The sequence below is a fragment of the Pseudomonas sp. Irchel 3E13 genome (assembly GCF_900187455.1).
Classification (GTDB): Bacteria; Pseudomonadota; Gammaproteobacteria; order Pseudomonadales; family Pseudomonadaceae; genus Aquipseudomonas.
Genome location: NZ_FYDX01000017.1, coordinates 121518 through 143045, shown reverse-complemented (window position 1 = coordinate 143045; position 21528 = coordinate 121518). Strand labels below are relative to the sequence as shown.

21 protein-coding genes are annotated in these 21528 nt (G+C 56.5%); 1 reads left to right on the top strand and 20 read right to left on the bottom strand.

The features are described 5' to 3' along the window. On the top strand, window positions 1-109 hold a 109-nt coding region (locus CKW37_RS26390), incomplete at its 5' end, for an IS3 family transposase (RefSeq protein WP_135192744.1). An 81-nt stretch (window positions 110-190) separates the two neighbouring features. Here CKW37_RS26390 and CKW37_RS26385 read toward each other — a convergent pair. From CKW37_RS26385 to CKW37_RS26290, 20 genes are all read right to left on the bottom strand, one after another. Then, window positions 191-1009, bottom strand: coding sequence for a hypothetical protein (locus CKW37_RS26385; RefSeq protein WP_009405342.1), 819 nt, complete (start codon window positions 1007-1009; stop codon window positions 191-193). Between the two features lie 324 nt (window positions 1010-1333). Then, window positions 1334-1702 carry a histone-like nucleoid-structuring protein, MvaT/MvaU family gene (locus CKW37_RS26380; RefSeq protein WP_009405343.1) on the bottom strand — a complete coding sequence of 123 codons (369 nt, stop codon included), beginning with the start codon at window positions 1700-1702 and terminating at the stop codon, window positions 1334-1336. 102 nt (window positions 1703-1804) lie between these two features. Continuing rightward, window positions 1805-3502, bottom strand: coding sequence for a TnsD family Tn7-like transposition protein (locus CKW37_RS26375; protein ID WP_318533164.1), 1698 nt, complete (start codon window positions 3500-3502; stop codon window positions 1805-1807). A 9-nt stretch (window positions 3503-3511) separates the two neighbouring features. Then, entirely contained in the window at window positions 3512-4981 is a 1470-nt protein-coding gene (locus CKW37_RS26370; protein ID WP_009405347.1) for an ATP-binding protein, read from the bottom strand. Then, window positions 4978-7146, bottom strand: a complete 2169-nt coding sequence (locus tag CKW37_RS26365) for a Mu transposase C-terminal domain-containing protein (protein WP_043860658.1) — start codon at window positions 7144-7146, stop codon at window positions 4978-4980. Before CKW37_RS26365 ends, CKW37_RS26370 begins: the two co-directional genes overlap by 4 nt. Next, window positions 7143-7997, bottom strand: coding sequence for a TnsA endonuclease N-terminal domain-containing protein (locus CKW37_RS26360; RefSeq protein WP_037061886.1), 855 nt, complete (start codon window positions 7995-7997; stop codon window positions 7143-7145). Before CKW37_RS26360 ends, CKW37_RS26365 begins: the two co-directional genes overlap by 4 nt. 282 nt (window positions 7998-8279) lie before the next feature. Then, entirely contained in the window at window positions 8280-10115 is a 1836-nt protein-coding gene (gene glmS / locus CKW37_RS26355; protein WP_095159133.1) for a glutamine--fructose-6-phosphate transaminase (isomerizing), read from the bottom strand. 3 nt (window positions 10116-10118) lie between these two features. After that, entirely contained in the window at window positions 10119-10895 is a 777-nt protein-coding gene (locus CKW37_RS26350; RefSeq protein WP_095159132.1) for a DeoR/GlpR family DNA-binding transcription regulator, read from the bottom strand. Between the two features lie 197 nt (window positions 10896-11092). Next, window positions 11093-12460, bottom strand: a complete 1368-nt coding sequence (glmU, locus tag CKW37_RS26345) for a bifunctional UDP-N-acetylglucosamine diphosphorylase/glucosamine-1-phosphate N-acetyltransferase GlmU (RefSeq protein WP_095159131.1) — start codon at window positions 12458-12460, stop codon at window positions 11093-11095. Between the two features lie 123 nt (window positions 12461-12583). Next, entirely contained in the window at window positions 12584-13000 is a 417-nt protein-coding gene (locus CKW37_RS26340) for a F0F1 ATP synthase subunit epsilon (protein ID WP_095159130.1), read from the bottom strand. A gap of 44 nt (window positions 13001-13044) precedes the next feature. Continuing rightward, window positions 13045-14421 carry a F0F1 ATP synthase subunit beta gene (gene atpD / locus CKW37_RS26335; RefSeq protein ID WP_095159129.1) on the bottom strand — a complete coding sequence of 459 codons (1377 nt, stop codon included), beginning with the start codon at window positions 14419-14421 and terminating at the stop codon, window positions 13045-13047. Window positions 14422-14448: 27 nt separating this feature from the next. Beyond that, window positions 14449-15309, bottom strand: a complete 861-nt coding sequence (gene atpG / locus CKW37_RS26330; protein WP_095159128.1) for a F0F1 ATP synthase subunit gamma — start codon at window positions 15307-15309, stop codon at window positions 14449-14451. Between the two features lie 50 nt (window positions 15310-15359). Continuing rightward, on the bottom strand, window positions 15360-16904 hold the full coding sequence (gene atpA, locus CKW37_RS26325; RefSeq protein ID WP_095159127.1) for a F0F1 ATP synthase subunit alpha: 1545 nt from the start codon (window positions 16902-16904) through the stop codon (window positions 15360-15362). A 21-nt stretch (window positions 16905-16925) separates the two neighbouring features. After that, window positions 16926-17462: a F0F1 ATP synthase subunit delta gene (locus tag CKW37_RS26320; RefSeq protein WP_095159126.1), complete on the bottom strand. Its 537-nt coding sequence runs from the start codon at window positions 17460-17462 to the stop codon at window positions 16926-16928. Window positions 17463-17474: 12 nt separating this feature from the next. After that, entirely contained in the window at window positions 17475-17945 is a 471-nt protein-coding gene (locus CKW37_RS26315) for a F0F1 ATP synthase subunit B (protein WP_095159125.1), read from the bottom strand. A gap of 57 nt (window positions 17946-18002) precedes the next feature. After that, a complete protein-coding gene (gene atpE, locus CKW37_RS26310; RefSeq protein ID WP_003097235.1) occupies window positions 18003-18260 on the bottom strand; it encodes a F0F1 ATP synthase subunit C in 258 nt (85 codons plus the stop codon). Window positions 18261-18405: 145 nt separating this feature from the next. Next, on the bottom strand, window positions 18406-19275 hold the full coding sequence (atpB, locus tag CKW37_RS26305) for a F0F1 ATP synthase subunit A (protein ID WP_095159124.1): 870 nt from the start codon (window positions 19273-19275) through the stop codon (window positions 18406-18408). Between the two features lie 16 nt (window positions 19276-19291). Beyond that, entirely contained in the window at window positions 19292-19699 is a 408-nt protein-coding gene (locus CKW37_RS26300) for a F0F1 ATP synthase subunit I (protein ID WP_095159123.1), read from the bottom strand. A gap of 149 nt (window positions 19700-19848) precedes the next feature. Then, a complete protein-coding gene (locus CKW37_RS26295) occupies window positions 19849-20721 on the bottom strand; it encodes a ParB/RepB/Spo0J family partition protein (RefSeq protein ID WP_095159122.1) in 873 nt (290 codons plus the stop codon). Window positions 20722-20730: 9 nt separating this feature from the next. Then, window positions 20731-21522, bottom strand: a complete 792-nt coding sequence (locus tag CKW37_RS26290) for a ParA family protein (protein WP_095159121.1) — start codon at window positions 21520-21522, stop codon at window positions 20731-20733. Between the last annotated feature and the right edge of the window lie 6 nt (window positions 21523-21528).

Below are 21528 nucleotides of genomic sequence, written 5' to 3'. Positions count from 1 at the left end.
CGATTACATCGAGATGTTCTATAACCCTAAACGCCGACACAGCAGTGCTATGCAGCTGTCTCCAGTAGAGTATGAGAAACGCTATTTCCTGAGCTTGGAGAGTGTCTAGGAAACCAGGGGCGATTCATTCTTTAACACTTTCTTGAAAAAATGTGTGCATCACATGGCGAGCTGACCACCACCCACAAACTCAGTTTTCGCTCGGCTTTACGAATTCCAAGGCAGAGGCAACATTCTCCTGGGAAGGGCGCTGAGGCGCAGCGGCGCTTCGGACAGGCGGCTTGTCCTCCTCTTCGAGCGCCGGCCACCGCGTATCGAAACCTCGCACTAAATATCGGTTCGTCCGGTCAAATTGATGCTCGTTGTGAAACTCACCAGGGCGGAACGAGACCAGCTCCATGGCATACAGCTGCGTGATCGTATCGGCGATGTGATGTCTGGGAACCCCTGTGTAGCTCGCCAGACGGTCGTAGCTGATGGTCGCTATTCCGCGGCGATCTCGGAATGCCAAGATCGCCAGATAGATCTTCATGGCGTGAAATGACAGCTGCGTAAAGTTGAATTCGCTCAAACGCAGCATACGTCCGAGGTTGCCGTCGTATAGCCACAGCTTCGGGATTTTCCCCCAACCGTAGTCATCATTCCATTTCTCGATTTTGATCAAGGACCCACTCTTGAGGGCGCGCGTCTCGCGAGCGATCAATCCGGCATTTTCGAGTCTGAGAAGGGACCGCGCTACCACCGCTCTAGACATCACACCAAGCTTGCACAACTCCGTATAGGTGACCTTGGCCATTCCTGTGGAGAAGTCCGCGCGGCAGCACAGCACCAGAAAGAGCTTGAGCGCTGCCAGGCTCTCGTTGCGCAGTGCAGGAGCATCGACCTCTGGCTGCACAAGGTGCAAAAACAATCGGCTGCTTGGCCTGGTTGATCGGCCGCGGAAGTCTACAAGAGCTCCCTCGTGGATCCATCTGATCGGCAGCTTCGCCCACTCACTCTTGGCCGCCATCACGCCTTCCCCCATGCAAGCCAGACAACATAGAACATCAGCGCAAGGCTGATCATTAAGCAAAATAACGCAAGATTAACTGGATTGGAGGAAAGCGCTTTCTCAAAAAAACTAAGTAGGTTTTTCACTGTTGCAGCTCCGAAAACTGATCAAGGCTCAACTGTGAAGATCTCGCGCCGCCTTATCTAGATGGAGGCATACCGATTTTCCTTCTCTAGCCCATGTAATACGTGGCTTTCAGGAAAAATTTATAGTTCATTTGAGTTCAGATTCAGAGCCCAAATCGGGGGGGAGGAGACCAATCAAGGATCAGTCTCCTTTCATTCATCGCTGAAGCCACGACTCGACCGTGTCAGCGCCGTGTTCTGACTTCCAGTACTGGAGGCGCTTGTGGTTACCCCCTTTTGTCTCGATGACCTCACCACTGTGAGGATTGAGGTAGACCTTCAGCGCGCGCTGCTTACGCTCCGCTCTAATCTTGGGCTCCCTGACAGGGCGTACGATCGTGGCTTTCGGATCCAGCAACTCAATCACCTGCGGCAGGCCAAAGCCATGTTCGGCCAGAAGGGCTCGAAGCTTTGTCTCAAACTCGATCTCGCGTTTAAGGCCCTCATCGTTTTTCAATGCTTCTAGTTCAGCCAGCTGAGCTGCAAGCTGTTGTTCAAGTTGACGAAACTCCGCCAAGCGCGACATTTGATGACTCCATTTTTGGGATTGGCTGACATCGTAACACTATGGATCAGGTGGACAGGTGGGCCGAGCCCGTCAGCTTGAAGCTCGCGCGGTACCTGCCGGCTAAAAGCCTTTACCCTTCTTGGACGACACCCTCGGCCTTATGCAGGCAGTGCGGTACAACGACGATTGAGTCACGCTTCGTTGCTCCGACAACAGTTTCTCCTGAGCCCATTGCAGACGCCGACGATGAAACTGCTCAGCAGACTCGCATTCCTGCTCCAATGCTCCCGCACAGAGTGGGAGTTTGGCGAGTTGCTTCTCGAACCGCGACAGTGCGTTGAGCTCCCTACCAATCCTGGTACGCGATACTCGAACGGGTTTTCCAGATACTGCTCGAAGCCTCTGAGCACAACTTCTGATCTGCTCAGCAAGTTCCGCGTCGAGGACAACGAATACGCCGGCACTATGCGCCCGGCCTCCGTGGGCATTGCGATGCTCCGCGATGCAGTCCGTAAGCCATGCGCGATCGCATCGATAGAGCCACGCATAATCACGACATTCGCGAGCCTGGAGCCGACGATGAGCCTCCTCAAAGGCTGTTCGCCGCTGCCGGCGCTCGTTTAAAAATCTCGCTTCTCGCCAGGCGCTCGGACCACCTTCCACGGCGCGGATGGCCCGATAAACGTAAACCACGGACACATTCAGCGAGTCGGCGATCCTCAATGCATCGTGTCCGGAAAGCGCTAGCTTCCAAACTGCCGCTGGCAGACCATCCAGCTCTTCAACTCTGGGACTCGCCACCCTCAGGTGTGATGAGCGGACCTCAATTGGCAGTGCTCTCCCCTCCCTGGGCAATAGCAGCTCCCCAGTGTGTGGGATGCTTGCCAGTTCAACTTTCAAAGCGCTGGCCAGCAAGATGTACTTGAGAGGATGGTGGGTGCCTCTGGGCCTTCGAAGCAGCTTGGTAACCCAAGTCGCAGGCAGTCCTGGAGAGGCCTCACGAAGAATCGAATACTCCCCTGCGACCGGGAGTTCGTTGAAAAAACTGTTCATATGCGCAGCCAAACGGCACAGATCCAACCGATGCGCTTCACCGCAAGCCAGATCAAGAGCTGCAGCGCCTTGCAGGAGAAAGGATTGCACTACAGTAGCGGCTAGCGGACCTAGACGTGAACGGAGCAATTGCTGTGAGTTCAATGCGACCTGGTGCAACCTGGGGACGTACTCTTGGGCAACCTCCAGTTGGACTGAATGGCCTTGTACTTCGTCATCGTCTGGAAGATTGAGCTGTCGTGAGTTTCGGCTATGCCAGCCGTGATCCACTACCTTTAGCAACTGGCAATGGTCGGGACATACCAAAACACCGGGTAGTTGGTGGGTTCGATGCCAGTAGGCCGCCCCATCCCGAGCGATATCTTCGTCGATACACAGGGGACAAAACCGCACTCTCGAAGCGCCCTCGATCCGACTGGCATTGATGCCCAATTTCAGCATCAGTCCTTTACCATCTACCGCCATCACGCCCTGAGCGTGCTGCATTTGGTCATGGGTGAGGAAGGGTGCGTAGTAAGGCAACACGGTATGCAGCTCGATGATTCGAGCAACGGAGAGATCAGTGCCGTGGGGAAGTAACTCGGCCAAATCAGCCAACCGACTCGGAAACGCCACGTTCTGCGTAAACGAGGCCGCGGCGAGCTCGCCAGCGAAGGCAGCTTTACGGCTACCTCCACAAAGCCGGGCGTATCGAGAGAGGACACTGTGAAGTGTCTCGTCGAGAAAAGCTGCTGGGAAGAAATGGAATTTGAGCCCCATCTCCATACCCTCGAATCATGATTTACGGTAGCTTGGTGAAAACTCAAAGAGGTCCGTAGAGATCCAACCAGCTGACTTCAGCGCTGCCAGGGTGTCAGGCTGTTGACTCAAGGCCTTTGCCTCCGATGATTCCACAGCAACAGCTGCGGGCGCGGTAGGAGCTGTAGGCTTACTCTCTACAGCTGTGGGAGCCTGGGTCTCCGGCTTAGAGTGCGGCGTCACACCACGCAGCAATGCAATACGCTCTGAGCGAGGGAGTCCGTCAAACGCCATCATGGCTATCAGCTGCTCCTCGATAGGAAGCAAGTCGTCGAACTGCCGCATACGTGCAGGGTTGCGGCTGCGTAAAGCCGAGATAGCCGGTTTGAGAATCTGCATCTTGGCATTACTGACCTGGGTAATTATCTCGGCAGTCAGACACTCAACACCGCTCTGAATAGCATATCGCTGGCTAAGTACCAAAATCTTAACCAAAAAGTCCGTTACGCCTTGGGTGTGCTCGTACAGCGCGTCGAAAATTTTGGGAGTGAGTTCAGCCTGCTGCTTGCACCATTGATAACTCCAGAGGTTCTGAACCAGAAACTGCCACTCTTCATCATCTTTCTCGAATCGCTTGAATTCGACCATACCGCCACCGCAACTGCGCCGTGCAACACGCATAACGTCAGAGAACAGGCTGATCATCGAATTCGTACCGATGAACACGACAGGAATTCCGATATTGTTTACGAGGTGGAGGAAGAAGTTGAGCATGCTGTCCTTCCCACCCGTCTTCGCCAAGTGAAGGTTCTGAAGCTCATCAATAAGCAAAGCACCAATGTAGAACGTGCTGGCGACCTGCTCCATCTGCTGCAGCGCATCGTCGATGTTCCTGTACCGATGTCGCTTGTGATAATCCGCATCTCCCAGTGCCTTACCAACGGCATGGAAAAACTGTCGGCAAAATCCAGCAAGCGAGCCATCTCGCGGACAATCCAGCTTGAGCCACGTGATTTGTGTTTGGACGAACTGCTTGCCCTCAAAACGCTCATGCCGAATCGTCTGTGGATAAAGGCTCAAAATGGCGTGCAGAGCAGTGGACTTCCCAATTCCACTCAAGCCTACAACACTGAACGAGTCAGCGGTCGACTTGAATGAGTCATGGTAACGCTGGGCCCCTGACAGGGAATGTAGATGCCTTACCGTGGTAGGTGAGGTTGGGTTGCGTCCAACGTATCCCCGGCGGATCAGCAGGGAAATCATGGACTCCAGCTCCAAATGCAGCAGGAAAGGTTGAACGACTGTCCTCAAGCGCTCGATGCAGTGAACCCGTGTTGCACCGTCGAGATCAAGCTCTGCGGGTGTAACTGGCTCGGGGAAATTCGATATCAAATCGATAGCATCCGTATCAACAAGAATCGGCGGCAGAGCTTCGATCAAGGGGTTTCCCGCGTACTCAGCGATCGCTTGTTTGGTATAGCTCGCAAAAATTTGTGCGCCTTTCATTGAGTTTTCCCCGGCCGCGTTCTTTTAAGGAGATCGATCACCTGCGCGCGGCGAGGTCCCGCATACGAATCATGCGTAATTAAAGGTGTGTCGGCAGCGGGTTTTGCAGGCTCGGCACGGACGCCATCAGGAACAAACGCATTCTCGCGCTCACGCTCCCGTTCCTCGGACCGGTTTTGGCGGATATTACCCACCGCCTCAGCCTTGGTGCTGGCAGCTGGTTCATCCTTTCGCTCGGCCCGCGCATTGCTGATGATTTGTTCGACCGTGTCGACCAAGCTCACACGGCTCTCCAGCTCCGCGCGTTTATGAGATGGGGGCAACTGTCGATACGCTTCCAAAAGATCGTAGATTTCATCCGAACGGTAGTCGGCGTACTTGAAGTCCGAGCCTCGAAGGTCACAGCGGACGAACTGCTTGTTCTCACCCTGAATCCAGATATGCGCCGCGGAATTCGGATCAAACCGACAGTCAATCGACCAGACACCATTACGTCGAGCCTTGGCAAACCAGTTCTCTTTGATGGCGAGCTCGCAAACATAGTGCATTCCGCGAAAGAGCATGCCGCCCTTTTGCACGGTGGCTCGTTCGCGAGGCAGCAGGTGGAGATAGATCAATTCGTCAGGCCGGTTATTGGCGTGAATCAGGTCATTCTCCAAAGCCCAGGTCCATATGCCCGTCGGAGTAGGCTCGACGCCATCGTTCATCATCGCCTGTGTGAGGCGATCCGGCTGCCGATGAAAACGGTTGTAATGAAGAACGGACTCAATGACGATCTGGGTAAATTCCTTCAGGTTCAGCGTGGCATCGAGTCGACAGTCCCGCTCGCCCCGCTCTTTATCTCGTGCGGCAACGCCGCCTGGAAGCCACCTGATATCGGTTAGATCATTGAGGATACCGAATCGACTTTCGACCATGGGCTTCCAATCTGGTCTGTACGGAGGTGCCGTACCCATCTCGATGCCCAAGCCGCTTGCCAGCCCTTCTGCTGCAAGGGACAGCATCTCGCCCCGGTCGGCGTAGATCTGATGTGGCAAATGATGACAGTCCCAATCACCGGGGGCGATCTCGACACCGTTCTTCGCACAGAACTCCACCTTGGAGGTAAAGGCGTTGAACAATGCCTGCCGAGCGCCGTTCCAGCTAGGCCCCTCCAGGCCGACATAGAGACCAACAATCATTCCCGAGAAGCTGTCCACAACGACGTATACCACCGGACGACCGATAGTCATCCGCCGCGAGTAGCTGTTAACCAGGTAGATGTCCGCAATCGTCGCGTCGATCTCAAACTGGTGGCACGGGCCACGAAGCCAATCGCGAACAGTGCCTGCGATTGGGCGGCAATCCTTAAGCCACTTCGTCAACCCTTTACGCCCACGATCAGTTTCAATTTCATCAAAAAACTGCTTTCCCCAGTAGTCGAACTGAGTGAATGTTGGAATTTCCGATTCCGGAAGAAGTCGTACCCGATTTTCCGAGTTTTTCGAAAGATCCTTTACAGAATAAAATTTCTTAAGCATCTTGTCGTAAGCAATACGAAGAGATGATGTTTTATTTTTTGCATAAAGCGCATAACCTACTTTTATGCATCGCTTATCAATAGCACTGAGCAATTTACAAGGGGATACAAGTACCCCCTGAAATTTTGGTTTCCGTCCTGGTCGTACGCCAGGCGAGTAGTTTCTGTTCGCCACTCCTACAGCCGAATAGTTCTTAAGAAACGCATTTCTTACCTGACCATAAAACCAGTATCGATACAGTAAGCGGTAAATGGTCTTTCGCTGGATACCCAGCTCAGCGGCCCTGTTCCCAACCAGCCGGCCCATCTCGCCCTGCACGAAAATCTGTCCTGGATAAGCCGGGTCTAGGAGAGGCTCGATAATTGCCCACTTCTCATCTCGATCACGCTTAGTGCTGTCATCGAGGTCATCCTCCAGAACGAGCAGAAACTCAGGCACGGCAGTCACTACCGGCTTGGTGTCGCCAGACTCTAACGACAGCCTGAGCTCCTCAAGGCCCAAAGGATAAGGTTTACCTGGCGGCTCGGTCAGAGCTATCACCATTACGGCGTCCTGAGCCTCAATGAGGTGAAGAACTCTAACCATGGACGAGATCACAGAGTGTTCCGTTACAGGTTCAAACACCTCATTCACTGAAATATTCATGATAATTTCTCAATGAATGAGGTCATCTCGGCGGGATAAACTACCTTGAGATCTGGTAACGGCGATTTGAGGTGAAGCGGAGCGCTGCTCAAATCGACCTGAATCATCTTGCTCCAGATAAGATGGAAGAACATGTCCCGCGCCTCGGTATACGGTATAGACAAACGGGTTGCGATTTTTCGCAAAGACTCAGATGTCGACCAAGGGTAAGCCTTACTAGCCTCAAGGATTTCGAGAAAATCGGAGTGCAGAGATGAACTCATCAGAGGCCGGGGTAGCCGTGCATATTGTCTCAACAGCCCGAGATTCTTAATCAGATTAGGTGTGAACAACTCCTCGGTGACAATGCTCCAGTCCACGTCCTGGCTCATCCAGAATCGTCTCTCAATCTCCAATTTCTCCAATGTCCGGACAGAGTCCTCCCCGACGAGATCTTGCTGATACTTGATTGTCCTTGCGACGGACCTGAAATCCCCATTCGGCTGCTTCACGGTCAAAAGGAAGTCTGTCGTCATGACTAGCGGGAGGGTGGTTCCTTTGTATCTCGGATATCGGACACCAATTGCCCGGGCAATTGCTTGGGTGCTTTCCACCTGGAGCAGCGGATACTGCTCACGGATGTCCACGACGTCTTCAGAGAATTCGCAAACCAGGAAAAAGGCGCGTTCGAGATCGGACAAAAAGTGATGTATACGATCGATTTTCACGCCTTGGATTTTGTGAGACCGCCCCCGCGACGGGACGTCCTGTACACGCAACCAGGGCACGTAACTGGCTCCGGCTCCGGCACCAAATCCGTTGGCAATGTGCCGTTCAATATCCTGCTTCGAAGCAAACCTACGACCGCGCAACACTGCCTCCTCAGACCAAACGAAGCGCTGTACCTCACATTCAAAAAAATAGTTCTAGGAAAACACCGCCCACGAGGAGCTGCTCAGAGGGTCGTACCTAGACTACTCCGGCTGAAAAGCGAAGCAGCTAATCCGGACCAATGGCGTGGTCCAGAAACGGGAAACCCCCGTAAATACGGGGGTTTGCGCGTTGTGTCAAACTTTAATAGCTTGTGTCAAACTTTATTATTTTGTGTCAATCTTTATTATTCAAAGCCAGCCTGATATTACACGTGCTTTCGCTTACTCAACCGTAACCGACTTGGCCAGGTTGCGCGGCTGGTCGACGTCGGTGCCCTTGAGCACGGCGACGTAGTACGACAGCAACTGCAGTGGGATGGTGTAGAGGATCGGCGCCAGCGCATCGGCGATGTGCGGCATGGCGATGACGTGGGTGCCTTCGCCATTGCTCATGCCGGCCTGCTCGTCAGCGAACACGACCAACTGACCACCACGGGCGCGCACTTCCTGCAGGTTGGACTTGAGCTTCTCCAACAGTTCGTTGTTAGGCGCCACGGTAACGACTGGCATGTCGTTATCCACAAGGGCCAACGGACCGTGCTTGAGCTCACCGGCCGGATAGGCTTCGGCGTGGATGTAGGAAATCTCCTTGAGCTTGAGCGCTCCTTCCATCGCCACCGGGAATTGCGCGCCACGACCGAGGAACAGGGTGTGGTGTTTGTCGGCGAACAGCTCGGAGATTTTCTCCACAGTGGCGTCCATCGCCAGGGCCTCGCCCAGGCGAACCGGCAGGCGACGCAGTTGCTCGACCAGTTCAGCCTCTACACCCGCCGCCAAGGTGCCACGCACCTGGCCCAGGGACAGGGTCAGCAGCATCAGCGAAACCAGTTGGGTGGTGAAGGCCTTGGTGGAGGCCACGCCGATTTCCGGGCCGGCCAGGGTCAGCAGGGTCAGGTCCGATTCGCGCACCAGGGAGCTGATGCCGACGTTGCAGATGGCCAGGCTGCCGAGGAAGCCCAGCTCCTTGGCGTTGCGCAGGGCAGCCAGGGTGTCGGCAGTTTCGCCAGACTGGGAAATCGATACGAACAGGGTGTCCGGCTGCACCACCACCTTGCGGTAGCGGAACTCGCTTGCCACTTCGACCTGACACGGGATGCCGGCCAGCTCTTCCAGCCAGTATCGGGCGACCATACCGGCGTGGTAGCTGGTGCCGCAGGCGACGATTTGTACGTTGCGCACTTTGGCGAACAGCTCGGCAGCTTTCGGACCAAACGCCTGAACCAGCACGTGGTCGCTACCCAGACGGCCTTCCAGGGTGCGCTGGACGACGGCAGGCTGCTCATGGATTTCCTTGAGCATGAAGTGGCGGTATTCGCCCTTGTCCGCGGCTTCCGCACCTTCGTGGTATTGCACGGTTTCACGTTGCACTGGCGCGCCGCTGGCGTCCCAGATGCTCACCTGCTCACGACGGATCTCGGCGATATCGCCTTCTTCCAGGTACATGAAACGATCGGTTACCTGACGCAGCGCCAGTTGGTCAGACGCCAGGAAGTTTTCGCCAAGGCCCAGGCCAATCACCAGCGGGCTGCCACTGCGGGCGGCCAGCAGACGGTCAGGCTGTTTGGCGCTGATCACCGCCAGGCCATAAGCACCGTGCAACTGCTTGACCGTGGCCTTGAGCGCATCGGTCAGGTCCGGGATGGTTTTCAGGGTGTGGTGCAGCAGGTGCACGATCACTTCAGTGTCGGTTTCGGAACTGAATACGTAACCCAGCGCTTTGAGTTGCTCGCGCAGGGCTTCGTGGTTCTCGATGATGCCGTTGTGCACCACGGCCAGCTCATGCCCGGAGAAATGCGGGTGGGCGTTGTGCTCGGTCGGCGCACCATGGGTTGCCCAGCGGGTGTGGGCGATACCCAGTTGGCCAATCAGCGGCTCGGCGGCGACGGCCGCCTGCAATTCGCTGACTTTGCCGATACGGCGGCGACGTTCCAGAGCCCCTTGTTGGGTGAAGACGGCAAGACCTGCGCTGTCATAACCGCGGTACTCAAGACGTTTCAGGCCTTCGATCAGAATGGCGGTGATATTACGTTCGGCGACGGCGCCAACAATTCCACACATAAATTAATGCTCCTGGCTGATAGCGGCACAAATCACGTTTATGCCGCGGGCTTCAATCTGTTCGCGTGCCTCATCAGGCAGGCGCTCATCAGTAATAAGGGTGTTCACGCCGCTCCACGGCAGCTCGAGGTTGGGAATCTTGCGCCCAACCTTGTCCGACTCGACCATCACGATCACTTCCCGGGCAACCTCGGCCATCACACGGCTCAGACCCAGCAACTCATTGAACGTGGTGGTGCCACGGACAAGATCGATGCCGTCGGCACCGATGAACAACTGGTCGAAATCGTAGGAGCGCAGCACCTGCTCGGCAACCTGGCCCTGAAAGGATTCGGAGTGCGGATCCCAGGTGCCGCCGGTCATTAGCAGCACCGGTTCATGCTCGAGTTCGCTCAGCGCACGGGCCACATTAAGGGAGTTGGTCATCACCACGAGGCCGGGCTGGAGACCCAGCTCGGGGATCATCGCCGCGGTCGTGCTGCCGCTGTCGATGATGATCCGCGCATGTTCACGAATTCGCGCCACCGCAGCACGGGCGATGGCCTGCTTATACAGGGAGACGGGTTGGGTCTGATCGGCAATCAGCTCTTGCGGCATGGTCACCGCGCCGCCGTAACGACGCAGCAGCAAACCGTTGCTTTCGAGCGCCGCCAAATCCTTGCGGATGGTGACTTCGGAAGTTTCGAAACGCTTGGCCAGCTCATCCACGCTCACCTCGCCCTTTTCATTGAGCAAAGCGAGGATGTTGTGTCGGCGTTGTGGCGTATTTCGTTTCGACATTTTAGCGGTAAGTTTCGTTTCGAAAGTTAATGACGCCAATCAAAACCTAACGGGCTCTTTTGGTCAAGACACATGTTGAAAAAAGTGATGTGGATAACATTGTTGGCCCCGCCGGTTATCCACATAGCCAGCTTGAAAATGAAAAAGGCCGACTTATGCACACTGCAGGTCGGCCTTCTTCCTCACCTGTGAATAACTCAGTCCTTCTTGAGCTTCTCCGGCCGTTTCCAGCCATCGATATTTTTCTGGCGAGCCCGACCCACCGCCAACTGCGACGGCTCTACGTTCTGAGTGATGGTCGAACCGGCAGCAGTAGTCGCGCCGTCCTTGATATCCACAGGGGCAACCAGCGAGTTGTTCGAGCCGATGAACACGTCCTCACCCAGCACAGTCTTGAACTTGTTGGCGCCGTCATAGTTACAGGTGATGGTGCCGGCGCCGATGTTGGTACGGGCACCGATTTCCGCGTCACCCAGGTAAGTCAGGTGACCGGCCTTGGCGCCCTCGCCCAGATGAGCGTTCTTCAGTTCGACAAAGTTACCCACATGGGCACGGGCTTCCAGCACGGTGCCGGGACGCAGACGTGCGAACGGGCCGGCATCGCTGCCCTCACCCAGCACGGCGCCTTCGATATGGCTGTTCGCCTTGATGACGACGCCCTTGCGCAGGGTGCTGTTCTTGATCACGCAATTCGGTCCGATCTGGACGTCATCTTCGATTACCACGCGGCCTTCCAGAACCACGTTGATATCGATGAGGACGTCGCGGCCGACACTGACCTCGCCGCGAATATCGAAACGCGCCGGATCTCGCAGGGTTACGCCGAGGGCCATCAGGCGGCGAGCCTCGCGGAGCTGGTAATGACGCTCCAGCTCGGCCAGTTGCCGACGATCATTGGCGCCCTGCACTTCCATCGGGTCCAGCGGCTGCTCGGTGGCGACGACCAGACCATCGGCTACGGCCATGGCGATCACATCGGTGAGGTAATACTCGCCCTGGGCATTGTCGTTGGACAGACGACCCAGCCACTTGGTCAGGCGCGCGCCCGGGACGGCGAGAATACCGGTGTTGCCTTCGCGAATGGCTTTCTGCGCTTCGCTGGCATCCTTGTGCTCGACAATCGCCGCGACCTTGCCCTCGGCGTCGCGCACGATGCGGCCATAGCCGGTGGGGTCTTGCAGGGTGACGGTCAGCAAGCCGAGTTGCTGCTCGTTGACCTTCGCCAGCAGGCGCTTGAGGGTTTCCACTTCGATCAACGGTACGTCGCCGTAGAGAATCAGCACAGTCTCAGCGCTCAGCGCCGGCAGCGCCTGAGCGACGGCATGGCCGGTGCCCAGTTGTTTGTCCTGGAGAACGAAATTCAGATCATCCGCGGCAAGGCGTTCACGGACCAGCTCTGCACCATGGCCAATGACGACATGCACGCCCTGCGGCTGCAACTGGCGTGCGCTGTGGATAACGTGGCCAAGCATGGAGTCGCCGGCGACCGGGTGCAGCACCTTCGGCAATGCGGAACGCATGCGAGTGCCTTGGCCTGCGGCGAGAATAACGATATCGAGAGACATTGACTGGCTACCAATCCTGGGTGATCAGCGATGTGACCGGGGGGAAGAATTCGGAAAAAGAAAAAGGGTAGCCGAGGCTACCCTTTAACTCAATTGCGTCAGAAATGATCGGCAAGCGCCGTATTACTTCTTGCGCATTTGCTGGACGGTACGCAGCTGGGCTGCGGCCTCGGCCAGACGTGCAGCAGCGGCGCTGTAATCGAAATCCGCGCCTTTGCTGTTCAGGGCATTTTCGGCAGCCTTGAGGGCTTCCTGCGCCTGAGCTTCATCCAGGTCTGCAGCGCGTTGCACGGTGTCGGCGAGAACCTTGACCATGTTCGGCTGGACCTCAAGGAAGCCACCAGAGATGTAAAACACTTCCTGGGAGCCGCCCTGCTTGGTCAGCGTGATCGGACCCGGCTTGAGATTGGTGATCAGCGGCGCGTGGCCTGGAGCGATACCAAGATCACCCAGGTTACCGTGCGCAACCACCATCTCGACCAGACCGGAGAAGATTTCTCCTTCCGCGCTGACGATATCGCAATGGACTGTCATAGCCATTTGCTTGCCTCGACCTGATTAGCGCCCCTTTCGGGGCGCCGGGATTACAGTTTCTTGGCTTTCTCGACCGCTTCTTCGATGCTGCCGACCATGTAGAACGCTTGTTCTGGCAGGTGGTCGTAGTCACCTTTGAGGATGCCGCTGAAGCCAGCAATGGTGTCTTTCAGGGAAACGTATTTACCTGGGGAACCAGTGAAGACTTCTGCCACGAAGAACGGCTGGGACAGGAAGCGCTGGATCTTACGAGCACGGGATACCAGCTGCTTGTCGGTTTCGGACAGTTCGTCCATACCCAGGATCGCGATGATGTCTTTCAGCTCTTTGTAGCGCTGCAGCACGTACTGGACGCCGCGGGCGGTGTCGTAGTGCTCGTTGCCGATGACGTTCGGGTCCAACTGGCGCGAAGTCGAGTCCAGTGGATCGACCGCTGGGTAGATACCCAGGGAAGCGATGTCACGGGACAGTACGACGGTGGCGTCCAAGTGGGCGAAGGTGGTCGCTGGCGACGGGTCGGTCAAGTCGTCCGCAGGTACGTATACCGCTTGGATCGAGGTGATCGAACCTTCCTTGGTCGAAGTGATACGTTCTTGCAGAACGCCCATCTCTTCAGCCAGGGTCGGCTGGTAACCTACTGCGGAAGGCATACGGCCCAGCAGTGCGGATACTTCAGTACCGGCCAGGGTGTAACGATAGATGTTGTCGACGAACAGCAGAACGTCGTTACCTTCGTCACGGAACTTCTCAGCCATGGTCAGGCCGGTCAGCGCTACGCGCAGACGGTTTCCTGGTGGCTCGTTCATCTGACCGTAGACCAAGGCTACTTTGTCGAGAACGTTGGAGTCCTTCATCTCGTGGTAGAAGTCGTTACCCTCACGAGTACGCTCACCCACACCGGCGAACACGGAATAACCGCTGTGCTCGATGGCGATGTTACGGATCAGTTCCATCATGTTTACGGTTTTGCCTACACCGGCACCACCGAACAGACCAACCTTACCACCCTTGGCGAACGGGCAAACCAGGTCGATAACCTTGATGCCAGTTTCCAGCAGGTCGTTGCCGCCTGCCTGGTCAGCGAAGGAAGGCGCAGGACGGTGAATGCCCCAACGCTCTTCTTCGCCAATCGGACCAGCTTCGTCGATCGGGTTGCCCAGGACGTCCATGATCCGGCCCAGGGTCGCTTTACCGACCGGTACGGAGATGGCTGCCTTGGTGTCGATAACGTCCAGACCGCGCTTCAAGCCTTCGGTCGAACCCATCGCAATGGTACGAACCACGCCGTCGCCCAGCTGCTGCTGAACTTCCAGGGTGGTTTCTGCGCCTTGTACTTTCAGTGCGTTATACACACTCGGAACGCTGTCACGTGGAAATTCCACGTCGATGACGGCGCCGATGATTTGAACGATACGTCCGCTACTCATAGCTGGATCCTCTGAATATTTGAACCGTTAAACCGCGGCAGCGCCGCCGACGATTTCCGAGATCTCTTGGGTGATCGCAGCCTGACGCGCCTTGTTGTAGATCAGCTGCAATTCGCTGATCAGGTCACCGGCGTTGTCGGTGGCGTTCTTCATCGCGATCATCCGGGCAGCTTGTTCAGCCGCGTTGTTCTCGACCACCGCCTGGTAGACCTGCGACTCCACGTAACGCACCATCAAGCCGTCCAGCAGCTCTTTGGCGTCAGGTTCGTAGAGGTAGTCCCAGTGGTGCTTGAGTTCTTGATCCGGGGTTGCCACCAACGGAATCAACTGCTCGACCGTTGGCTGTTGCGTCATGGTATTGATGAACTTGTTCGATACCACGGACAGACGATCGATACGGCCGTCCAGGTAAGCGTCCAGCATGACTTTGACGCTACCGATCAGATCGTTGATCGACGGCTCTTCGCCCAGGTGGCTGATCGCAGCAACAACGTTACCGCCGAAGCTACGGAAGAATGCTGCACCCTTGCTGCCGACCACGCACAGATCGATCTCGACGCCTTGTTCGCGGTTTACCGCCATGTCCTTGACCAGGGCCTTGAACAGGTTGGTGTTCAAGCCGCCGCACAGACCACGGTCACTGCTCACTACGACATAACCGGCGCGCTTTACAGGGCGATCGATCATGAACGGGTGGCGGTATTCCGGGTTGGCGTTGGCCAGATGACCAATCACCTGGCGGATGCGCTCCGCGTAAGGACGGCTAGCAGCCATGCGCATTTGAGCCTTGCGCATTTTGCTGACCGCCACTTTTTCCATGGCGCTGGTAATTTTTTGCGTGCTTTTGATGCTCGCAATCTTACTGCGAATCTCTTTTGCGCCTGCCATGTAACACCTATCAGGTTAGCAAGCGGGGGCTGCAAAGCCCCCGCTGCGGCTTACCAGGTTTGGGTGGCCTTGAACTTCTCGATACCGGCTTTGATGCCAGCGTCGATTTCGTCGTTGAAGTCACCCTTCACGTTGATCTTCGCCATCAGTTCGGCGTGATCACGGTTGAAGTAAGCGATCAGGGCTTGTTCGAAGCTACCGATCTTGGCGATTTCAACGTCGGTCAGGAACCCACGCTCAGCGGCATACAGCGACAGCGCCATGTCAGCAATGGACATAGGAGCGTATTGCTTCTGCTTCATCAGCTCGGTAACACGTTGACCGTGCTCGAGTTGCTTACGGGTAGCTTCGTCCAGGTCAGAGGCGAACTGGGCGAATGCCGCCAGTTCACGGTACTGAGCCAGAGCGGTACGGATGCCACCGGACAGCTTCTTGATGATCTTGGTCTGAGCGGCACCACCCACACGGGATACCGAAACACCGGCGTTAACTGCAGGGCGGATGCCCGAGTTGAACATGGCCGATTCCAGGAAGATCTGACCGTCGGTGATGGAAATCACGTTGGTCGGAACGAACGCGGAAACGTCGCCAGCCTGGGTTTCGATGATCGGCAGTGCGGTCAGGGAACCGGTCTTGCCAGTTACAGCGCCGTTGGTGAACTTCTCGACGTACTCTTCGGAAACGCGCGAAGCACGCTCCAGCAGACGGGAGTGGAGATAGAACACGTCACCTGGGTACGCTTCACGTCCTGGTGGACGGCGCAGCAGCAGGGAGATCTGACGGTAGGCAACGGCTTGCTTGGACAGGTCGTCGTAAACGATCAGTGCGTCTTCACCGCGGTCGCGGAAGAACTCGCCCATGGTGCAACCGGCGTATGGCGCCAGGAATTGCAGTGCGGCGGATTCCGAAGCACTGGCAACCACCACGATGGTGTTGGCCAGGGCGCCGTTTTCTTCCAGCTTGCGAACGATGTTGGCGACGGTGGAACGCTTTTGGCCAACGGCAACATAAACGCAGAAAATACCGGAGTCTTTCTGGTTGATGATGGCGTCGATCGCCATGGCGGTCTTACCGATCTGACGGTCACCGATGATCAGCTCGCGCTGGCCACGGCCGACAGGAATCATGGCGTCGACGGATTTGTAGCCAGTCTGTACAGGCTGGTCTACCGACTTACGCCAGATAACGCCCGGAGCAACTTTCTCGACCGCGTCGGTCTCGGTGTTGCCCAGCGGGCCTTTGCCGTCGATTGGGTTGCCCAGTGCGTCAACGACGCGACCCAGCAGTTCCTTACCAACAGGAACTTCCAGGATGCGGCCGGTGCACTTGGCGCTCATGCCTTCAGCGAGGGTGTCGTAAGCGCCCAGTACTACCGCACCAACGGAGTCTTGCTCCAGGTTGAGGGCCATACCGTAGACGCCGCCTGGAAACTCGATCATTTCGCCGTACATAACGTCGGCCAGACCGTGAATCCGCACGATGCCGTCAGAAACGCTGACGACAGTACCTTCGTTGCGGGCTTGGGAGGCTACATCGAGATTCTCGATGCGGCCCTTGATGATTTCACTAATTTCGGAAGGATTGAGTTGCTGCATTGCTCTGCTGCCCCTTCAAACTCAAGATTTCAATGCTTCGGCCAGTTTCGCGATTTTGCCGCGAACCGAGCCATCGATTACCAGGTCACCTGCGCGGATCACGACACCACCGATAAGGGAGGCATCCTCCGTCGCATGCAGGCGCACTTCCCGGCTGAGCCGTGCACTGAGAACCTTGGCGAGTTTGTCTTGCTGTTCTTGGTTCAACGCAAAAGCACTGGTGACTTCCACGTCCACGGATTTCTCTTGTTCGGCCTTGTACAGCTCGAACAACGACGAAATCTCCGGCAACAGCAGGAGACGATCGTTTTCCGCGGCAACATGAATGAAATTCTGTGCCTGTGCATCAAACTTGTCACCGCAGACATTAATGAATGCGGCGGCCTTTTCTGCGCTCGTCAGTCGCGGGGCCTTGAGCAGGCGCTGCATTGTGCCGTCTTCCGACACTGCAGCAGCCAGGCCGAGCATGGCTGACCAATTGGCCAGTTGCTGATGGGCCTGGGCGTGCTCAAAGGCAGCCTTAGCGTAAGGTCGGGCCAACGTGGTCAGTTCTGCCATGATCGCCCTCGCTTAAATTTCAGCGGCCAGTTTGTTAACCAGCTCCGCATGCGCGTTTTGATCGATTGTGGCGCCAAGGATCTTTTCAGCACCGTTAACGGCCAGGCTACCCACTTGGGCGCGCAGCGCGTCTTTGACGCTGTTAATTTCCTGTTCGATCTCGGCCTGAGCCTGAGCCTTCACACGGTCAGCTTCGACGCGGGCCTGATCACGGGCTTCCTCGACGATCTGAGCACCGCGCTTCTTGGCTTGCTCAATGATTTCGGCTGCCTGAGCTTTAGCTTCGCGCAGTTGCTGACCCGCTTTATCTTGGGCCAGCTCCAGGTCGCGAGCTGCTCGGTTGGCAGCGTCCAGTCCGTCCGCGATCTTCTTTTGACGTTCTTGCAGAGCTGCAATGACCGGAGGCCATACAAACTTCATGCAGAACACCACGAAAATCAAGAACGCAAGGGACTGACCAATCAGGGTTGCATTAATATTCACGCCAACACCTCGCTCGTTCTTCGTCTATCACACCAATCCACTCGAATGATCGAGTGATTAGCCTGCGATTTGACCAACGAAGGGGTTCGCGAAGGTGAAGAACAGTGCGATACCAACACCGATCATGGTTACGGCGTCGAGCAGACCGGCAACGATGAACATCTTAACTTGGAGCATTGGAACCATCTCTGGCTGGCGAGCAGCGCCTTCCAGGAACTTGCCGCCCAGCAGGCCGAAACCAATGGCGGTACCCAGAGCACCCAGGCCGATCAGCAGAGCAACAGCGATAGCGGTAAGACCAACTACAGTTTCCATCTTTCCTCCCGACTTTTACGTCGTATTGGTTAGGTTTTTTAGTTTGAAGCGGTAAAACAAAATCGTTTGGTACAACGGTGCCCTTGCGGACTTTTTCGACCCTCCCTCGTACCGACGGGAGGATCATCAGACACGCCAGGCGGTCTTAATGGTTATCTTCGTGCGCCATCGAAAGGTAGACGATGGTGAGCATCATGAAGATGAATGCTTGCAGCGTGATGATCAGGATGTGGAACACAGCCCACGCCCATTGCAGCACGATACCCAGACCGCTCAGCCACAGCAGGCCGGAGCCGAACATCACGGCAATCAGGATGAACACCAGCTCGCCGGCGTACATGTTGCCGAACAGACGCAGAGCCAGCGAGATCGGCTTGGCGATCAGGGTCACGAACTCGAGCAGGAAGTTGACCGGAATCAGCAGGATCTGCACGAAGATGTTCTTGCTACCGAACGGGTGCAGGGTCAGTTCACCGAGGAAGCCGCCCAGGCCCTTGACCTTGATGCTGTAGAAAATGATCAGCGCGAACACACAGATTGCCATGGCCAGCGTGGCGTTCGGGTCGGTGGTGGATACGGCACGGAACGGAATGTGCGGATCACCCGAGATCATGATCGCCAGCTGAGGAATCCAGTCGACCGGAATCAGGTCGACGGCGTTCATCATGAAGACCCAGACGAAGATGGTCAGTGCCAGCGGTGCGATGACCGGGCTGCGGCCGTGGAAGGAGTCCTTCACGCTGCCGTTGACGAACTCGACCAGCACTTCAACGAAGTTCTGCAGACCGCCGGGCAGGCCGGAGGTCGCTTTTTTCGCCGCGGCGCGGAAAAGAAGAATGAAGATCAGGCCCAGACCGAACGACCAACCCAGGGTGTCCGCATGGAACGCCCAGAAGCCCATTGCCTTGGCTTCTGCTGCGGAATGGGCAAAGCCCCAACCGCCATCTGGTAGTTGACCGAAGGTCAGGTTCTGCAAGTGGTGCTGGATATAGCCCGAAGCGGTTTCTGCTGCCATGTTTGCCTCAAACGCCCTAAGGTCTCGAAAGTCTTGTTTTCATCAGCAGGGGCGCGAACCAGCTGACCAGTTGGGTCAGCAAGAAGACGCCGAATACTGCTAATGGCGCCAATGGCTTCACTCCTGCGAACGTCAGTGCGAACAGCACCGCCGTCAAAATCAATTTGCCTGCCTCGCCTGCGTAAAACGACTTGACGATGGCTTGCGCTGCCCGGGCCCCGGTAAACCGGAAAGCCTTATAGGCGAAATACACATTCGGTAGCCAGGCGATCAGACCTCCACAGAGACCTGAATATCCGCTGACTGTCCCGCGCCACTGCCACAAAGCCAAAGCTGCCAACAGAAACACGACACATTGGGCCAGCAGTACCGGGAAAACCGCCCAGCGATGGAAAGGCAAGCGGTTTGGCGTGCGGGTTTCCATCAAAACTGCTCCCCTGAAGTCGGCCAACCAGTCAACTATGACTTGGCATAATTTGTGCCGACAAAATGCGCGCAGAGTATAGGGGCGGTTTAACCCCTATTCAACTGCCGGGTAGTGATTTCCGACTACGCGCTACAAAGGGAATTGTTTCAGCGGATGTGAGCAAGGACGCCCTGCAACTCATCCAAGGAGTTGTACTTAATAACTAATTGGCCCTTGCCTTTATTGCCATGACGTATCTGTACAGAAGACCCTAAACGCTCGGCCAGCCGTTGTTCCAGACGGGTTATATCCGGATCGGCCTTGGCTGGTTCCACAGGCTCAGGTTTGCCACTGAGCCACTGGCGAACCAGCGCTTCGGTCTGACGTACCGTCAGCCCGCGTGCGACAACGTGTCGCGCCCCTTCAACCTGCTGTTCTTCCGGTAATCCGAGCAGTGCACGTGCGTGCCCCATTTCCAGATCGCCATGGGACAACATGGTCTTGATGACTTCCGGCAAGGAGATCAGACGCAGCAGGTTGGCCACGGTGACCCGCGACTTGCCCACGGCATCGGCAACCTGTTGCTGAGTCAGCTGGAATTCGGTCTGCAGACGTTGCAGCGCATTCGCTTCCTCAACCGGATTGAGATCTTCACGCTGGATGTTCTCGATCAGCGCCATCGCAATGGCAGCTTCATCCGGCACATCGCGCACCATCGCCGGGATAGTGTCGAGCCCGGCCTGCTGGCTGGCACGCCAGCGCCGCTCACCGGCGATGATTTCGTAGCGGTCACCCTCGATAGGGCGGACCACGATCGGCTGCATGACGCCCTGGCCCCTGATCGACTGGGCCAGTTCTTCAAGCGCCTGCGGGTCCATATCCCGACGTGGCTGGTACTTGCCGCGCTGGATCAGGTCCAACGGCAGGTGTTGCAGTTCTTTCTTGTCGACCTTTACAGCTTGCTCTTCGAGCGCGCTGACGGTCGGACCACTCAACAGTGCATCCAACCCACGTCCGAGACCTCGTTTCTTAACGGCCATGCGGATTCCTTAAGTTGTCTGTGCAGTGCGAGTTTGACGACGCTGGCGACGAACGAGTTCGCCCGCCAGGGCCAGGTAAGCCAGGGCGCCTCGGGATTGCTTGTCGTAGGCCAACGCCGGCATGCCAAAGCTCGGAGCCTCAGCCAGGCGAATGTTGCGAGGAATGACCGTGTCGTAGAGCTGCTCGCCGAAATGCTCCTTGAGCTGCACCGAAACATCGTTGTTCAGGCTCAGGCGCGGGTCGTACATCGTCCGCAGCAGGCCTTCGATCTTGAGCTCGGGATTCAGGCGGGCAGCGATGCGCTTGATGTTATCCACAAGGTCGCTGAGACCTTCCAGTGCATAGTATTCACACTGCATCGGGATGATCACCCCGTCAGCGGCGACCAAGGCATTGAGGGTCAGCATCGACAGCGATGGCGGACAGTCGATGAGGATGTAGTCGTAGCTTTCCCGGATAGGCGCCAGCGCATTGCGCAAACGGCTTTCCTTCATCTGCATTTCCAGCAGCACCACCTCGGCGGCGGTCAGGTCACGGTTGGCCGGCAGCAGTTGATAACCACCGTGCTCGGAGATGTGCATGGCCTGGGCCAGGTCGCACTCGCCGATCAGCAGATCGTAGACCGAATGTTCCAGGACATGTTTATCCACACCGCTACCCATGGTGGCGTTGCCTTGTGGATCGAGGTCAATCAGCAGCACGCGACGCTTGGTTGCTACCAGCGAGGCCGCGAGATTGATACAGGTGGTGGTTTTACCCACGCCCCCTTTTTGGTTCGCAATCGCGAATACCTTAGCCATTCTTGC

What these genes read in the sequence shown, in the direction of transcription:
- CKW37_RS26385 (WP_009405342.1), bottom strand. Translation starts at nt 1,009, where the DNA reads ATGGCGGCCAAGAGTGAGTGGGCGAAGCTGCCGATCAGATGGATCCAC.
- CKW37_RS26380 (WP_009405343.1), bottom strand. Translation starts at nt 1,702, where the DNA reads ATGTCGCGCTTGGCGGAGTTTCGTCAACTTGAACAACAGCTTGCAGCT.
- CKW37_RS26375 (WP_318533164.1), bottom strand. Translation starts at nt 3,502, where the DNA reads ATGGAGATGGGGCTCAAATTCCATTTCTTCCCAGCAGCTTTTCTCGAC.
- CKW37_RS26370 (WP_009405347.1), bottom strand. Translation starts at nt 4,981, where the DNA reads ATGAAAGGCGCACAAATTTTTGCGAGCTATACCAAACAAGCGATCGCT.
- CKW37_RS26365 (WP_043860658.1), bottom strand. Translation starts at nt 7,146, where the DNA reads ATGAATATTTCAGTGAATGAGGTGTTTGAACCTGTAACGGAACACTCT.
- glmS (WP_095159133.1), bottom strand. Translation starts at nt 10,115, where the DNA reads ATGTGTGGAATTGTTGGCGCCGTCGCCGAACGTAATATCACCGCCATT.
- CKW37_RS26350 (WP_095159132.1), bottom strand. Translation starts at nt 10,895, where the DNA reads ATGTCGAAACGAAATACGCCACAACGCCGACACAACATCCTCGCTTTG.
- glmU (WP_095159131.1), bottom strand. Translation starts at nt 12,460, where the DNA reads ATGTCTCTCGATATCGTTATTCTCGCCGCAGGCCAAGGCACTCGCATG.
- CKW37_RS26340 (WP_095159130.1), bottom strand. Translation starts at nt 13,000, where the DNA reads ATGGCTATGACAGTCCATTGCGATATCGTCAGCGCGGAAGGAGAAATC.
- atpD (WP_095159129.1), bottom strand. Translation starts at nt 14,421, where the DNA reads ATGAGTAGCGGACGTATCGTTCAAATCATCGGCGCCGTCATCGACGTG.
- atpG (WP_095159128.1), bottom strand. Translation starts at nt 15,309, where the DNA reads ATGGCAGGCGCAAAAGAGATTCGCAGTAAGATTGCGAGCATCAAAAGC.
- atpA (WP_095159127.1), bottom strand. Translation starts at nt 16,904, where the DNA reads ATGCAGCAACTCAATCCTTCCGAAATTAGTGAAATCATCAAGGGCCGC.
- CKW37_RS26320 (WP_095159126.1), bottom strand. Translation starts at nt 17,462, where the DNA reads ATGGCAGAACTGACCACGTTGGCCCGACCTTACGCTAAGGCTGCCTTT.
- atpE (WP_003097235.1), bottom strand. Translation starts at nt 18,260, where the DNA reads ATGGAAACTGTAGTTGGTCTTACCGCTATCGCTGTTGCTCTGCTGATC.
- atpB (WP_095159124.1), bottom strand. Translation starts at nt 19,275, where the DNA reads ATGGCAGCAGAAACCGCTTCGGGCTATATCCAGCACCACTTGCAGAAC.
- CKW37_RS26300 (WP_095159123.1), bottom strand. Translation starts at nt 19,699, where the DNA reads ATGGAAACCCGCACGCCAAACCGCTTGCCTTTCCATCGCTGGGCGGTT.
- CKW37_RS26295 (WP_095159122.1), bottom strand. Translation starts at nt 20,721, where the DNA reads ATGGCCGTTAAGAAACGAGGTCTCGGACGTGGGTTGGATGCACTGTTG.
- CKW37_RS26290 (WP_095159121.1), bottom strand. Translation starts at nt 21,522, where the DNA reads ATGGCTAAGGTATTCGCGATTGCGAACCAAAAAGGGGGCGTGGGTAAA.